General features: G+C 67.9%; 9 protein-coding genes and 1 tRNA gene. 5 read left to right on the forward strand and 5 right to left on the reverse strand.

The features are described from left to right. Positions 1 to 133 precede the first annotated feature (133 nt). The gene (locus tag ADK54_RS21480) at positions 134 to 4,540 is read right to left on the reverse strand and encodes a LamG domain-containing protein (RefSeq protein ID WP_159047866.1); all 4,407 of its coding nucleotides are present in this window, start codon (positions 4,538 to 4,540) and stop codon (positions 134 to 136) included. Between the two features lie 767 nt (positions 4,541 to 5,307). On the opposite strand from ADK54_RS21480, the gene ADK54_RS21485 reads away from it, so the two are divergent. Continuing rightward, the gene (locus tag ADK54_RS21485; protein WP_053727294.1) at positions 5,308 to 6,384 is read left to right on the forward strand and encodes an acyltransferase family protein; all 1,077 of its coding nucleotides are present in this window, start codon (positions 5,308 to 5,310) and stop codon (positions 6,382 to 6,384) included. Between the two features lie 126 nt (positions 6,385 to 6,510). Here ADK54_RS21485 and ADK54_RS46145 read toward each other — a convergent pair whose 3' ends face one another. After that, positions 6,511 to 7,164, reverse strand: a complete 654-nt coding sequence (locus tag ADK54_RS46145) for a hypothetical protein (RefSeq protein WP_159047867.1) — start codon at positions 7,162 to 7,164, stop codon at positions 6,511 to 6,513. A gap of 603 nt (positions 7,165 to 7,767) precedes the next feature. Between ADK54_RS46145 and ADK54_RS21495 the strand changes: the two genes are divergently transcribed. Together ADK54_RS21495 and ADK54_RS21500 are read left to right on the forward strand one after the other, a co-directional pair. Continuing rightward, positions 7,768 to 7,843 (forward strand) — tRNA-Arg (locus tag ADK54_RS21495). A gap of 391 nt (positions 7,844 to 8,234) precedes the next feature. Next, complete coding sequence (locus ADK54_RS21500; RefSeq protein WP_053727296.1) at positions 8,235 to 8,738, forward strand: mycothiol transferase; 504 nt, start codon at positions 8,235 to 8,237, stop codon at positions 8,736 to 8,738. Between the two features lie 173 nt (positions 8,739 to 8,911). Here ADK54_RS21500 and ADK54_RS21505 read toward each other — a convergent pair whose 3' ends face one another. After that, a complete protein-coding gene (locus tag ADK54_RS21505; RefSeq protein WP_053727297.1) occupies positions 8,912 to 9,256 on the reverse strand; it encodes a hypothetical protein in 345 nt (114 codons plus the stop codon). Between the two features lie 109 nt (positions 9,257 to 9,365). Here ADK54_RS21505 and ADK54_RS21510 point away from each other — a divergent pair, with 109 nt between their 5' ends. After that, complete coding sequence (locus ADK54_RS21510; protein WP_053727298.1) at positions 9,366 to 10,580, forward strand: helix-turn-helix domain-containing protein; 1,215 nt, start codon at positions 9,366 to 9,368, stop codon at positions 10,578 to 10,580. Further along, positions 10,577 to 11,131: a flavoprotein gene (locus ADK54_RS21515; RefSeq protein ID WP_053727299.1), complete on the forward strand. Its 555-nt coding sequence runs from the start codon at positions 10,577 to 10,579 to the stop codon at positions 11,129 to 11,131. The genes ADK54_RS21510 and ADK54_RS21515 overlap by 4 nt, the downstream gene beginning before the upstream one ends. A 99-nt stretch (positions 11,132 to 11,230) precedes the next feature. On the opposite strand, the gene ADK54_RS21520 is transcribed toward ADK54_RS21515, so the two are convergent. Together ADK54_RS21520 and ADK54_RS21525 are read right to left on the reverse strand one after the other, a co-directional pair. After that, on the reverse strand, positions 11,231 to 13,099 hold the full coding sequence (locus tag ADK54_RS21520) for a hypothetical protein (RefSeq protein ID WP_053727300.1): 1,869 nt from the start codon (positions 13,097 to 13,099) through the stop codon (positions 11,231 to 11,233). 199 nt (positions 13,100 to 13,298) lie between these two features. Beyond that, on the reverse strand, positions 13,299 to 15,803 hold the full coding sequence (locus tag ADK54_RS21525) for a serine hydrolase (RefSeq protein WP_053727301.1): 2,505 nt from the start codon (positions 15,801 to 15,803) through the stop codon (positions 13,299 to 13,301). Between the last annotated feature and the right edge of the window lie 184 nt (positions 15,804 to 15,987).

The raw sequence follows: 15,987 nt of genomic DNA on the forward strand, positions 1-15,987 counted from the left end.
CTGCCGCTCCCATGCTGTTGGGGCGGCCGATCGTGCCGGCCGTCGGCCGGTCGTGGAGATGCAGAGGCAAGTAGGTGTGGAGCGCCGGCCCGCTCAGGGCGAGCGGGCCGGCACCTCCGATTCAGGCGTGCCGTCAGCCGAATGCAGTTGCGCTGTCGAGTTCGTCGCCACCCGCCAGCGTGATGATCTGCGCCTGGCTCAACACACCTTGATAGGCCCAGACGTCGTCGATCTGGCCGGAGAACCATTCGGGCGCGGTGCCGACGTTGCGGCCGAACTGCAGATCACCCGTGGCTTTGAACGGTTGCTTAGCCGTCGTGGTGGACACCCGGTCCGTGCAGGTGCCCGCCGGGGCCTGGGCATCACACAGCTCGTTCTCCAGCACTCCATTGACATAGAGAGCCAGTTGGTCGGTGAAGGCGTCGTACGTGACGGCCAGATGGTTCCATCGGCTGCCGAACTCGTCCGGGGCGGCGAAGGTGTGCACGGCCTTGGTGTGGGCTGCCGGGTTGGATGTGTCGACAGTCTCCACCTGCCACCGCCCCCGGTTCTCCGTCTGGTGCGTGACGGGGTCGGTGACCGTGTCGAGGTAGTTCCATCTCACCGTCACTGCGCTGGTGTTGGCGTCACCGACGGAGAGCACTGTCATGTCGCGGTCGGGAACTCCAGCGGTTTGTGCCCAGCCGGCCACGGTAAAGCTCTGCCCCGTGTCGAAGGGGGTTCCTGTGGTCGCCGCGTAGGAACTGGTGCCGCCCAGGCCCAGCGCGCCGCCACCGATGTGCGCATTGCTTGTATCGATCGCAGCAGCGCCGGTCAGGCGGGCCCCATGCGTCCCTCGGTCGTCGGGTGAGACACCGGAGTCGGCGTTGTTGAACGTCCATCTGGCCGCGAGCTGAGGCCGCTCCTGCATCATCAGTTTGACTTCTGGTCCAGTGACGATGCGATCGAAGAGCCGGACGTCGTCGATGTCACCGCCGAAGTACTCGTCCGCTGCCCCCTCACGGTTGACCGCGCCGATACGGATCCCGCCCGTGGCCCCCCAAGGGGACGCCTGTGTATAAGGGGCCTCACCGACCAGGTAGCCGTTGATGTACAGACGGATCTTCTGGGCAACCGCGTCAGAGACGCCCACGAGCTGCATCCACTCCCCTGACGGCACCGCGAAACACGGCGCGCCGTTCACTGTCTGACCGGCCGTGCAGTCGGCCTGGGCTGCCTTGATCAGCTGCGCGTTCGCCGCATCCGACTGGTACCGGCCGAACACCCACTTCTTCTGCCAGACCGAGTAGTAGAGCTCGAACTCGCTGTTGTGGGTGCCGAACTGGCCGACAGCCACCTTGGCGTTCATGTCGCCGGCGGCAACGGCGGGCAGCCTGACCCATGCCGCGACAGAGAAGCTGCGCGTTCCGTCCACCTGAGGCCGAGAGACATCCGCGAAGCCGGTAGAACCGAAGTGCGTGGCCTTGCCCGCGATGCCGGAGACACCGGTCTGCACATCGCCGGAGGTCTTGGCGTCACCTGTCTCGGCCAGGCCGGGCATGACCTTGCCAGTCCCGTCCAGAGACCACACTGCCTTTGCTCCCAAGCCGGCGATCACGGTGCCTGACCGGACTGCGGTCACGTCAGTGGAGTTCAGGGCGCGGTCCCAGATCCGGACGTCGTCGAGGGAGCCCTTCCAGCCGTCGGTGTAGTTGTCGCGCCACAGCAGTCGGCCGAAGTTGAGAGCACCACGCGCCTGCCAGGTAGTCACGCCCGTCACAGGAGCGGACGGAGTTCCGTTGACGTACAGCGTCAGGGTCTTGGCCGGAGCGTCGTAGACACCGGCCAGATGCGTCCATTGGTTGGCCGCAGGTGCCACGTCCGAGGAGGCGGTGTACCAGGTCGAGTCAAGCGATACGTCCGCCGTGGGCATTTTGATGGCCCACTTGCCCTGGTTCAGGCCGAGGCTGAACGCAGCCTGGTGCTGGCCGCTCTGGCTGACCGCCGTCTGGTTCTTCGCCACGTCTGTGGGGTTCACCCAGGCTGAAACCGTGAAGCTTCGGTCCGTCTCCAATCCTGGAGTGTCGGTGGCGGCGTAGTCGGCGGGAGAACCGTCCGCTGCCGACGTTCCGGGCAGCGAGACCGCCGTTCCAGTGTGTCCAGCTGCACCCGGCACAGCTCCACCAGCCAGCGTCGCGGGCAAGTTGGATCCACTCGCCGGAAGGCTTGTGGCGCCGGGATCGCTGTCCATCGACCACCCCGTGCGCTGCGGCTGGCCATTGCGCACGACGAAGTAGAACGTGTTGTTCTGGGACGCATTGCCGGCCGCGTCCAAGGCCCGGGCAGACACCCAGCGGAGGCCCTGCTCGTCAACGAGCAGGTTCACCGACCTGGCGGCACCGCCGGTAGTGGCCACCTCGTTGGCAGCAGACGGGTCCTGGTTAATGCCGTACTGGTACTTCACCACATCGGTGGAGGAACTGGCGAAGGTGAAATTCGCGTAGCGGCCTACGCCGTCCGTCGGCGGCAGAGTCGCCTGTGAGTCGGAGGAGCCGGGAATCGCAGTGGAGGAAATCACCGGCCCGGAGGGCGCTGTCGTGTCGATGCGGAAATAGCAGTCCGTCGGAGTGTCACCGTCCGAACTCCATGGACCCCATTCCGCACCGTCCCAGCCTCGGACTTCCCAGCCGACCAGTTGGTTCTGTGGAACGGCCTCCGGTCTGCTCATCGCCAAGAGGGCCGACGAGGCTTTGTTCGGGGAGCCGGTGAGCTTGAAGGTGCTCGGCGCGGGCGCGATGCCTTCGCCTCCCGTGGAGAACCACCGTCGTTTGAACACCCCGTCAGCGCCCACCCAGGCAGCTGCGAACTGGACCCCGATCCTCTCGCCTTCGTCCGGGTCGGTGACGATCGCTGTCAGTTCCGGCATGCTCCGGATCGGCTTGGAGCTGGTCGTACAGGCCGAGCCCGGCTGCATCGAGAGGTCCTTCATGGCGGGCTGGCGCGGCGGCAGGTTGTAGAACACCTGCAAGGCGGCGTCATCGCTGAACCGCTTCCAGGCGTCGCCGTCCGACTCATCGGTGGCCTTGAGGCCCAGCGTGAGGTCGGGCCAGTTGTTGTTCGCCGCCGACTGCACCGAGAGCCTCAGAGCCGTCGGAGAGAACTCCAAGTAGCCAGCCGCGCAGTTCGTGTAGCCCATGGCGGCCGACCGCTCCTCCAGGAACTTCCCCCAAAAGGCGCCGGAGCTTGAATTGTCCCAAGTTGTACCCGAGTTGATCCGCCCGGTGTCATACAGCTGGATCGGCTTCGGCGTGCAGCTGAAGGAATGGGTCTCATAGACCTTGAACCGGGCATCCTGGATGTGCTTGCCGACGAACTTCTTGTCGACCGGCATCGAGTACAGGACCCGCTTCACATCAGCGGGCACACACCGGGAAGCAATGCAGTAGCCGGTGCCGAAGTCGTTGACGTAGGTGCTGTTGTAGCTGAAGTGCCAGTAAGACTGACCGGAGTTCGCGCGGGAGATACCTGCCCAGTTGCCCGCGTGCGGGGTGACGATGCCCGGGTCGATCATCACCGGGAAGACGGTGTCCGCGCTGTCCAGCAGCTTCTGGTCCGGCGTGAGGACGAGGGACTTCTGGTCGTCCGGGATCTCCACATCCACCGGGGCCGCGTGCACAGGGCTGCTCGTTGTGGCGTTCGGAACAGCGGCACGTGTCCTGAACAACGCCTGCGGCCCCACCGGAACAGTGGCCCCTCCGGGACCGTCCTTGGCTACCGCGGACGAGTCGAACATCATCGGCGGCGGCGCCTGGAACACCGTCCCCCCGCCCACGGTGTCGACCAGCGACAGCGAGCGGTCCGGGTTCTCCTTGGCGACCAGTTCGGGACTGGACATCCCCAGCTTGAGCCGGCCCAGCTCCGGATTCTTCGCCGCCTGCGGTGTCTTGACCACGACGAGTTGCGTGAAGCCGTCCTGGGTGGCGGTCATCCGCAGGTCCACATCCGGCAGGATCGACCGGTACTCGGCCGTATCTCCGTTGATCACAGGCTTGGGCAGCGGCTTGGGCCAGGTGAGCTTCAGCTCCTTGCCCGCCTTCGACATCCGCACCAACGGCTGCGTCCCACCACCGGAAAACTCCAAGTCGGACAGCGTCGCCTTCGGCGCCACCGCGCCTCCCGACGTGGCCTCCAGCGCGGTGTCGATCGTGTGCCAAGAGCCGTTCTTGCGCGTCCGGACCGGCTTGGTGTGGGTGGTGGATACGAGGGTGCCGTCCGGCCTCGCCGACACCTCGCTGGACTCGTCCTGGAGCGAGGGGACGTTCACCTCCTTGCCGCTGCGCTTCGCCTCCGCCACGGCCAGCGACTCCGCGGTGTCGCCATGGCCGGAAGAGTCACCGCCCCGCCCCGATTGCGCGCCAGACACGGCAAGGCCGCTTGCTGCCGCCGACAGCTGACCTCCGGACACCATCAGACCGGATACTGCAGCCAACACGGCCAGCCGCGCCACGGCACGATGCCCCAGCCTTCTCGTGACAGGCCTATGGCCCAGCACATTCACCACCGACGCTCCCCCCACAGGAACAACACAGAAATCACACAAGTGACCGAATCAAACGGTGATCACCGCTCGCGGTCAACCCATGACTCAGGCCACATTGGCCGGAAGGGGGCAGCCGCCGAGCCCAAGGCTGTAGACACCCGCCCCTCACCGCTGGGCGACCGACAGAACATGAACTTCCCTGCGCATTAGCAGGTTTGACTCATCGGAGGGTGATGCGGAGGCATACGCGCAACCGGCGCAAGACAGAGGGAAGCCAGTCACGCACGCCTCGCATTTCTTTAACAGCCCTTTATGGACTCCCGGTTGCACAGATGGATAGATCCTTCCGCTAAGCCTAGGTATCGCCCCTATATGCGCGATAGCGCATCCATCGGGGCAATCAGCCGTTCAGGCTGAAGCCGAGACCCGGGCCCGGGCGCGAAGATCCCGTTGGGCCATATCTGAGCATTTCTCACCTTCAGGCATAAAATGATCTATTCTCTCGAAAATCTGCATGCCCCCATCCGCCCCAGAAGCGATCGAGTGGCGCCGTTCGATAGCGTCACGACGCCCAGGCTTGGTCGCACCCGGCTTCACTCAGCGCGAGAGCGCGGCGCTATCGCTGCCGTTTCCACCTGCCACTTCATGAAGACACCCACTTGAAGCAAAGAGAGCCAGACCGAGCTATCGCACAGGTGTCCCACCGGCGGGTCTACGATCAGCGTCGACTGTGGCGGTTCCGCGTCCGCAGCGCCTGCCCATGACCGCCAGTCTCCGAGGTAGTCCACGTGACCCAGCTCGCTCCCCCGGCCCTCCGCTCCGACAGCAAGGACAAACTCAGCAAGAGCCGGGACCCGTACTACGACAATGCGAAGCTGCTGGCCGTCGTATTGGTGGTCTGCGGGCACTTCTGGGAACCGCTCATAGAACAGTCGGGGCAGCGCCACCTCAAAGCCCTCTACCTGCTCGTCTACGCCTTCCACATGCCCGCATTCATTCTCATATCGGGCTTCTTCTCTCGGACTTTCACCGCCCAACCGCAACAACTCAGACGGTTGGCCAGCGGCGTGCTCATACCGTTCGTGCTGTGGGGCACTCTGCTGACACTCTTCAACAACACGCTCTCCGGCGCCCACGCGAAGATCCAACCGCTTACGCCGGTGTGGATCACCTGGTTCCTGATCGCGCTCTGTCTCTGGCGCCTGACTGCCCCGATATGGCAAACCCTGCGCGCACCCGTGACGATCGCCACCGCGCTCTTCCTGGCCGCCGGCGCCTTCTCCCTCGGTGCCCAGTTCTCCATCACCCGCGTCCTGCAGTTCTTGCCCTTCTTCGTCATCGGGCTGACGCTGCGCCCGTCCCACCTGGCCTGGCTGCGCGAGTCCCGGTGGGTCAAGGGAGCAGCCCTCGCCGTGTTTGCCGTGGCAGGCACTGCGGCGTACTGGCTGGCCCCGCGTCTCGGAGCTGGATGGCTGTACCGCAGCAGCAGTGCCGACGAGCTCCACGTCTCATACACGCACTGGCTCGCCCAGTCCGCCGCGATCTACGCCGCCGGACTCGTCCTCACGGCAGCCTTCCTCGCCCTTGTCCCCAATCGCCGAACCTGGTTCACCGCACTCGGCGCCGGCACCATGAGCGCCTTCCTCATCCACGCCTTCGTACGCCAAGCCCTGGTCCACACCCACGTCTACAACCGTGAAGTCCTGCACCACCCGGCAGGCCAGGCCACCCTCACCGTCCTGTCCATAGCCCTCGCCCTCCTGCTCTGCACCCGTCCCATCCAGCACGTGATGAGGCCCTTCATCGAACCCCGCCTCAACTGGCTCTTCCGCCAAGGCGAAAGCACCCGGAACCGAGCCGTGTAACAGCAGTCGGCAAGCCTGCGACTTCTGCACCGGACGCTTGAGTTCTGAGCTTCGATGACCAACAGCAAGAGTCCAGGGCGGCTACCCAAGACCGGCTGTTCGGCGTGCCCGTCACCCGCTGCCTGGTCAGCCCCACCGACGACACCGCCCACCATGAGGGCAGAAGGCAACGCAGGCGGCCTCTCGGACGAAGTCGGCCGTGAACTCTTCAGTATGACTGGTGAGTTGTCGGGCCTGACGTGCTAGACGGCCTTCCATATCAATCAGCACGATGCAGCCCAGCGGCACTTCATCCAGGCCCTCTGCCTGCCCAGCGCCGACGACGACGTCCAGATCGGCTGCATTGCGCTGACCACGATGGCCATGCAGTCCCCTGATGCGAGGCTTCGCCTCCAAAGCCGTCGATAGGCCCAGGGTGCCTTCGAGCAGGCCAAGGCCAGCCGCCGCGAAGCTGTTGGCGTTCGCCAAGCTCATCAGGGCTCGTACCCATGCCCGCGAGAACGATCTCCGAGCCGCCTCACCGGCCCTGGCGGCTTCCGAAGATCTGCTGGACCAGACCACAGCACACAGCGCGACAAGTCCGGCTGGATCGACTTCTATCACCACGCCCGCCTCTCCGCGGACGCCGTCGAGGTCTTCCACGACCTGAAGAACCCCAAGGCCTCCCTGGCCTGGAACAAGCAGGCCACCGCCATACCGACCGGGATGATCACCCGCTCGGTCGACATGCGACGAGCCATCGTCGTCACCGCCCACCTGCAGGCCCACGACCTTGGCCACGGCATCGAACTCGGCAATCGAACGTCGGCTTCCTCGCCCGCGTCCAATCGACGGGCCAAGGACTACGTCGCCAAATTCGACACCGCCCTCGCCCCCCTGGCACCCCGAACCGGACGTCCGCAAGTTCATCCAGCGCACGTATCGCCGCCCGGAGAACCACAGCCCCTCTGCCCGTCTGCCCCCGTTGCCAGCGCACCGCGGACTTCGCCGCCAGCGTCCGGGGTCTGGGAAGGCCGCAGAACCAGATCCTCACGAATCAGCAGGCTCGCACAGCGCCAGAACCTCGAAACGGACATCACAGCAGGCGCACCCCGGACACATCCGCCTCCCTAGTAGCCTCACCGCAGCCGCAGCAGCCTTAGAAATCCCAGCTCAGAGGCCTATCACGCACATCCCGAAGACCGGGCACACCACCGGGTACCCCCTCCCGTCGCCCGATCCGCTAGGCTGTCCGCGGTCAGTCGGCTATCAGGCCGTGTGCTCGGCAAAGTGTCCCTGGGGCACCGTCACCGAGCCCGGCATCAGCAGCCTGACCAGGGCGTTTGTCCAGCCAGGCCAGGGACCCCGCACCGGGGTTTTCAGCAAGGTTTCCGACAAGCCCCCGCCTCCGTAGCTCAGGGGATAGAGCACCGCTCTCCTAAAGCGGGTGTCGCAGGTTCGAATCCTGCCGGGGGCACCAGCGAAGCAGCAGGCCGGAGGCCCTGCCGTCCTATTGGGCGGCAGGGCCTCCGGTTTCCCTACGCATACGGCACACGCGGGGTCGCGCGGAGCGTGGGGAATGGCGGGGCGAAAGCCCCATGGCGCGCGACGCCAGCGACCCAGCCTCCTAGGCCACGTACGCCCAACACCACGCAATCAGAACGAAGCGGCTTCCGTCAGCTAACTCTTCTGCCCCACAAGGCAGTTGGAAGCCGCCTACCCAGCGGCGCACCTCGTCCCCGCACAGCCTCACACCCAGGGCAACCGGGGGTGCTCCCGAAGTCCCCCGGAATCAAAGAGAGCCTGCTTCGTCGCGAAACGCCCCCCGGCCCCGTTGGCCGAGATCCCCTACGTGGACGAGACTGCATGGCATGCGCTCACAGGACGTACTCATCGACGGTTACGGACGCATCCAGGAAGAGGTGCACGCCGTCGTCGACGGGCTCTCCGCCGACGAACTCCACACCAGGCCGGGGGACGGCGAGGCGAACTCCATCGCATGGCTCGTCTGGCATCTCACGCGGGTGCAGGACGACCACATCGCCGACGCGGCCGGGGTCGAGCAGGTGTGGCTGGCGAAGGGCTGGGCAGACCGCTTCGATCTGCCTCTGGTGAAGACGGACACCGGATACGGGCACACGTCCAAGCAGGTCGGCCAGGTGCGGGTGGCGTCGGGCAGGCTGCTGCTCGACTACTACGACGCGGTCCACGAGCAGACGCTCGGCTTCCTCGGCAAGCTCGACGGCAATGCGCTCAACCGCGTCGTGGACGAGCGCTGGGACCCGCCGGTGACGCTGGGCATCCGCCTGGTGAGCGTGCTGGGCGACGACCTCCAGCATGTCGGCCAGGCCGCGTACGTACGGGGCCTGCTCTGAGAGCCTGCGTCTGATCGCTCGGGGATCTCGGCTCAGCCTTGCCCGGGCCGTATCAGGGCTCCGGAGCCATCCTCCCGCCCCCCTCCCTCAGCCCCAAGCCGCTTCCCCAGCACCCACGGTCCGGCCCAGCGCCTCGCGCCACCAGCGGCTCGGGGGCATCGAAGTCCTCGGCATCAACGACCACGCGGCCGACAAGCCGTGTCACCCTTCACATGCCGGTAGTCGTCTCCCCTGGCCCCACTCGACGCGCCCAGGTGGCTCTCGCCCGCGACCTTGATGGCGGCGCCCTCGATGGGCCGGTCGCAGGAGACGCAGAACTTGGTGCGGCTCATCGGCGTCATCGCGTCTGCTCCGTACAGCGGGAGGTGCTGTCGGCAGCAGTAGATGTCCTCGCCGACGCCTGCCGCCGTATGGGCTTCACCGATCTTGACCGGCTCGTCCGTGAGCACGCCGTCGTGGCAGCAGGGTTCCCTGCCGATCAGCAGGCGCTGGTCTCCAAGATCTGGCTGTTCCGTCATCCCGTACCTCACATGTGTGGCCCGGCGCGTGATCGCCTGTGGCTGCACCGTAGGGCGCGGTACAACGGAGACGGGCACGCAGAGTGCGTGGCCTGCTCGGGAGTGCGCCATGGACGCTGGCCGCATCGGCCGTCGCATCGCCCGCTGGCGGGAACGCCGCGGATTCACTCAGGCCGACTTCGGCCGCCTGATGGGGCAGGCCACGCGGTGGGTGCAGGACTTGGAGGGTGGGAAGCGCCAGAGAGATCCGCGCCTGTCGGTTCTGGTGCGCGCGGCGAGGGTCCTGCGCGTTCCTCTGGAGCAGCTCTTGTCCGATGCACCGCCCCCGCCACCCGCCGATGATGTGGCGCCTGCCGAGGCCGGTGCGGTCATCGACGCCCTCTACCGCAGGGCTGGCGATGACGTTCCGCCACCGCAGCTCGCCGACATCAAGCGGCGGCTTACGTACTGCTGTGAGGCCTTCCAGGCTTCCCATTACGGGGCTCTGGGCCGGGACCTGCCTCAGCTGATCGCGCTCGCCCGGGCCGCCGCCGATTCGGCAGAGGGGGAGGCCGCCGAGGCACACGTCCTGCTGTCGCGCACTCTGCAGCTGGCGGCCTCCTTTCTGCACAAGTACGGGCGGCCGACAGCGATTCCAGCAGCCGTGGTGGCCGACCGCGCGCTGGCTGCGGCCGAGAGGTCGGGGGACCCGGTTGCCATCGGAGCCGCAGCCCGTCGGGTGGCGAAGTCCTTGACGTATCAGCAACTTCCGCTTGCCGCAGTCGAGTTCGCCCTCGACGCGGCCGGCCGGCTCGCGGCGGACTTGAAGGCATGTGGGCCACTGGGTCTTTCGACGCTGGGCATGCTCTATCTCAATGCCGCGATCGCGGCGTCCAATGTGCAGCGGTCGCCGGAAGCGGTGCGGCAGGCCACTGAATACGTCGACCAGGCCGCGGACGTCGCCGCCCAGCAGGGTGCGGACCTGAACGAGGACTGGACGATGTTCGGGCCGACGAACGTGAAGATGCACCGGGTGGACGTGCTGACGCGCTTCGAGGACGGCTGGTCGGCACTGGAGGCCACGGCTGCGCTGGAACCCGGGGTACTGGCCGGCCTGACATACGAGCGCCGGGCGCAGCACCACATCACACTGGCACGCGCTCAGCTTGTGACACGGCACAAGGAAGAGGCGGCCAAGGCACTGCAGGAAGCGGCCAGGCTCGCACCGGAGGAGGTCTATGGGCGCCCGTCCACCGTCAGCCTGGTGAAGGACGTGATGGCGGCGACGGCAGCCCCGGACTCCGGCTTGCGCGCATTGGCCGAGCGCTGTGGACTCCCGGCATGACACGACGAGTTCTGTACTTGATCGCTTGCGCCGCCGGGCCCGCCGAGTTCGTCGAGGAAGGGGTGCGCCAGGCACAGGAACGGGGGTGGGACACATGCCTCGTGCTCACTCCGGCGGCGGCCCGCTGGTGGGAGCCGCGTCTCGGCGAGTTGGCGGAGCTGACGGGGCATCCTGTGCGCTCGCAGTACAAACTCCCGGGCGAGAGCGATGCGTTGCCGAAGGCCGACGCCATGCTGGTGGCGCCGTTGAGCTGCACGAGCCTCAACAAGTGGGGCGCGGGAATCGCTGACACGCTGGCACTCGGCCTCGTCTCCGAAGGCGTCCACATGGGTGTGCCGGTCGCCGCGATGCCGTACTTCAACCAGGCTCAGGGGGCCCAGCCCGCAGTGGCCCGGAGCATCTCGGACCTGCGGGCTCAGGGTGTGGCCTACCTCGACGGGAAGGCCGGGTACGCCTCGCACCCGCCCAAGCGGGGAAACCCGGCCGCATTCCCTTGGCATCTCGCGCTGGACGCGGTCGAGACGCTCACCCGGCCCAGGGGGCAGGCCTGATCCCCTGGGCCTCGGAGGCTTCCCGGCAACCCTGGTCCGGATGACCGACGGCAGGCAGTTCCTACCGTGCCCGGAACGTCTGCCGGGGGTGCGGAGCCCTCACGGCTCGACCACCCCCTCCGGGCACCCCGTCCCCCGGGGAATGCTGTACGGCGCGGCCACGTAATACGTGCCCGGTTTCGGGGCGAGGAGTTCGGTCCACTCGTCGCCCGAGGGCGTCATCGGGGCCTTGCGGAGGCAGCCGTTCGGGTTCGTGTACGTCTTCTGGCCGTGGCCGCGGAGTTTGGACTCCGGGGTCTCCTGCGGCGGCACGACCCCCTTGCCCTTCGCGTCGACCAGCTTCAGCCAGGGCGAGTACGGGATGCGGATCAGGATCTTGCCCGGGGAGCGGACCTCGACCGTGACCTCGCCCTCGCCGGCGTGCTTGACCGTGGCGGGCGGGTCCGCCAGCGGGGTCGGGTTGTCGACCGCGAACAGGCGCCAGTGCTCGTTCGACCAGATCTGCTTCAGGTACGGCAGACCCTCCTTGATGAGCTTGCCCTCCTGGACGGCGCCGTTGACGTCGGCCGGGCCCAGCGGCAGCACCACGTAGCGCACCGCCCAGCGGTTCAGCCAGGCGTGGTAGTTGTCCGCGTTCAGGGTGTCGTCGTAGAACAGCGGGTTGCGCTGCATGTCCGCCTGACGGTTCCAGCCGCGGGCCAGGTTCACGTACGGGGTGAACGCCGAAGCCTCCCGGTGGCTGGAGGCGGGGACCACCTCGACCCGGCCGGTCTCCGCGTCGAGCCCCTGCAACTGGTCGACCAGCGGCGCCAGATCGCGCGCCCAGGTCGCGGCGGGGGCAGTGCTCACGATGTCGTCCACCGACTTGAAGCCGATCCACCCGTTGAGGCCGACGAAGGCCAGCAGCACCGCGTACCACTTGCGGGACTTCGGCACCGTGTACGGGAGGGCCGCGAGCAGCACCACTCCGGCGAACAGCATCGCCATGCGCGTGATGTTCGAGCCGATCTGCGACTGGATCGCGAAGCACAGCAGCACCGCGACGCCGTACACCAGCGCCGCCGTGCGGACCGTCCGCCAGTCCTTCGGTACGAGGAAGAGGATGAGCAGCGCGAAAAGGAACGGGCCCGACGTCGTGGCCAGCGACATCGGCTGCGTACCCGAGAAGGGGAACAGCCACGCCGACAGGCCGACCACCACTACCGGCGGCAGGCCGATCACGTACGCGCCCGGGCGGCGCTTGTTCAGGAACAGCGCGGCCGCGACGAGGCCGAGGAACAGTCCGGCGACCGGGCTGCTCGCGGTGGCGAGCGCGGCACAGGGCGCGGCCACGGCCGCCTTCGGCCAGCGGTTCTCGCGCTTGTTGTGCGGCCAGCAGAACACCGCGGCCACCGCGCCGAGCGCGAACATCATGCCGAGCCCGAACGTCACCCGGCCCGACATCGCGTTGCACAGGAACGCGAACAGCGCGGCGAAAGAGCAGGCCAGCGGGTTGCGGACCGCCTTCACACGCACCAGGATCAGCGCGGTGAGCCCGGCCGACACGGTCCCGGCGATCATCATCGTCGTCCGCACGCCGAGCACCGTCATCAGATACGGCGAAACCACGCTGTACGAGACCGGGTGCATCCCGCCGTACCAGGCCAGGTTGTACGCGGACGTCGGGTGGCGGCCCACGAACTCGGCCCAGGCGTCCTGCGCCGCGAGGTCGCCGCCGCTGTTCGCGAAGAGGAAGAACCAGAGGACGTGGGTCACGGCCGCGGCCGCCGTCACGAACGCGACGGGGTGGCGCATCGGCCACGAGTCCGGGCTCAGCCCCGGTCCCGGTCCCATTCCGAGGCGTATTCGCGCCTTGGACCAGGGCGTGGTCCCTGTACTGGTCCCGGCCGGGCTCGTACCCGTGATCTCGGTCGTGCTCGTACTCGCGGTGCTGTCGGCGCGGGTGGGCGTCGGCTCAGCGGTGGTCACTGCGGCTCTCCCGCCTCACGCTGTCTCACCTGGCAAGCGCGACCGTGTGCATCTGCACATGGTCCGCGCGGAGGTTCCCCGAGGGTCTCCCCCGAGATTGTCCCCTGATTCCAAGGACGCCGTCCCCGCGTCCTCAGTTGCCCGAAGCTAGCACGGGGGCGCCCCGCAGGTCGGGGCGCCCTCGATGCGATCGGGGTGGTCAGCCCAGTCGGGTGAGCTTGTCGCCCGTGCCCGGTTCGGTCAGGGCGCTCTTCAGCTCGACCGGCGCGGTCAGCCTGCCGTTGCCCGAGCCGATGGACAGCTCGCCCACGACGGTGCCGGCCTTCGCCGAGTGCGGAACGGGCTTGCCGCCCGCGCCCAGCGTGACGTCCACCTTCAGGCCCGGCCAGCCGACCGCCTTGAGGTCCTTGGCGGCGACCAGCGGGGTCTTCCCGCCGAGCCCGTCGTCGACGTACCCGACGACGTCGCCCTTCTTGACGACCGTCGCCGAGGTGACGGCCTTCTGCACGGCCTGGATCAGCGTGTAGCTGTTGCTGATCGCGGCCTTCAGCTTGTTGTCGAGGGTGGTGCCGGTGCGCTGGCCCATGACGATGCCGTAGATCCGCTGGTTCTTGCCGTCGACCACCGTGTCGGCCGACCACAGCAGATTGCCGCCGGCCGGGGTCGAGGAGCCGGTCTTGATGCCGCTGACACCCGGCTTGAGCAGGATCGTGTTGTTGTTGTAGATCATCGTGTCGATGCCCGGGATCTTGATCTGGGGCGTGTTGACGATGCCGCGGAACACGTCGTTCTGCATGACGGCCTGGGCCAGCTTGAGCTGGTCGGTCGGCGTGGAGACCGTGGTCTCCTTCAGACCGCTCGGGTCGGTGTACGTGGTGCTGGTCATGCCGAGTTCCTTGGCGGCGTCGTTCATCTTCTGGATGAACGCCTCCTCGGATCCGGCGTCCCAGCGGGCCAGCAGACGGGCGGCGTTGTTGCCGGACGGGATCATCAGCAGTTCGAGCATCTGCTTCTCGGTGAACTGCTGGTCCTTGCGGATCGGCGCCGTCGACTCGTCGGGCTTCTTCGCGTCGTCCTCGGCCTGCTGGTCGACCGTGATCTTCTCGCCCTCCTGCTTCCCGGTTATCGGGTGGCCCTTGAGGATCACGTACGCGGTCATCGTCTTGGCCACGCTCGCCAGCGGCGCGGGCTTCTGCTCCCCGTGCGTACCGAGGCTGCCCACCCCGTCCACGGACACCGCCGACTGCCCCTCGGCCGGCCACGGCAGGTTCAGCGCGCCGCCGTCGAAGGTGTACGTCGCCGCCGAGGTCAGGGTCAGCTTCGGCGCCGGAAGCGGACGCAGGATCTGTACGACTGCAAAGACGATCAGGAGGAGCAGGACCAGCGGGGTCCAGATCTTGAACCGCCGCACCGTGGTGCGGACCGGGGTCTGCGGCGGGGGCGGGGTGTTCGTCAGCTCGGCGAGCAGATCGAGCGGGGGCTTCGGCGGGAGCGGCTGCTGCCGGGTCCGCTCGGCACGCTCGGGGATGGCCGCGGCGGGGCCGGGGCCGGCGGCCGGCGGCGGGGTGACCTTCGGCGCCTCGGGCTTCCTGACGGGGGCGTCGAGGCTGTTCGCCGGGGTGTTGAGGTTCTTGCCGGGGGCGGCCGTGCCCGCGCCCGCGTCGTCCGAGCGCAGCGGTATGAACTGGCTCGACCGCTTGCCGGTCCCCTCGCCGGCGGGCTCCCGCTTGGGCGCGGGCAGCTTGAGCATCGCGGTGGGCTGGTCGACGGCGGGCGGCGCGGGGGCCTTGAAGACGGCGGTGGGCTGGTCGATTCCCTTGGGCTCGGCAGGCTTCGCACCGGCTTCGGACGGGCTCGATCCGTCGGCCTCGGAGGCGGAAGGCGCTGCCTTGGACTCGGCCTTCGCGGGGCTCGCCTTCGGCTCGGAGGGGGTCGGTCCGCCGGCCTCGGAGGGAGTCGCCTTGGCCCCCCAGGAGGTGGCTCGCGCGCCAGGGGCCGCGTCTACGCCGTCGGCCCGGTCGTCGTCCGGCTTGGCGTGGTCGGCCTTGGCGTCGCTGGGCTCCGCGTCAGCGGCGGTGGCCGCGTTGTCGGACGGCTCAGGCTTGGCGCCGGGGGTCGCGGGCGCGGGCTTGGCGCCGTCCGGCTTCGGGGCGGCTGCCTCGGTTTCGGTACCGCTGTCCTTGGACTCTTCCGGCTTGGCCTGATCCGCCTTGGGGGCGGCCGACTCGGTGGCCGAATTGGCGACCCGCTCGGGGCTGGCGGGCTCGGCGGGCTCGGCCTTCGGAGCCTCGGCCTTCGCGGCGTTCTCCGGCTCGGCCGGCTCAGCGGCCGCCTCCGGCTCGGAAGCCGCGTCCTCAGACACCGCCTCGTCCTTCGGGTCCGCCTCCTGGTCGACCCATGCCGCGACCGCCGCGCGGAGCCGGGAGTCGCCGTCCTCCTGGCGCGGGGCCCGGAAGACCGCGGTCGCCTGATCGACGCCGCCCGCCGCGGAAGCCGCAGCGGTCGAAGCCGACGCGGAGGCCGGACCGGAACCCGTACCGGCACCGGAGCCGGAACCATTCGCCGCCTTGGCGCCGTCCTCTCGGGCAGGGGCCCCGGAGGGGGACGGGGAGTGGGAGACAGCGATGCGCGGGTCGCGTTCGCTCGTAGTCGTCTCCCCCGACGACTGCTTCTGCTCCGACTTGTCGGGGGACTCGCCCGCCACCGATGCCTCCTCCAGACGCCGGGTGGCGTCATCCGAAACTGTCCGAACCATGTACCAGTGTCCCGTGTGCCGGGTAGGACCCCCCGGCTAGACGAGAACGACATACCTGTCGGTTCCCGTACGAACCACCCAGGCGCTCTCGACAGATGAATGTGAGAGGGGTCACCCTGTCATTCATCCACGC

Origin of the sequence: Streptomyces sp. WM6378, from assembly GCF_001279695.1 — a bacterium.
GTDB lineage: Bacteria > Actinomycetota > Actinomycetes > Streptomycetales > Streptomycetaceae > Streptomyces.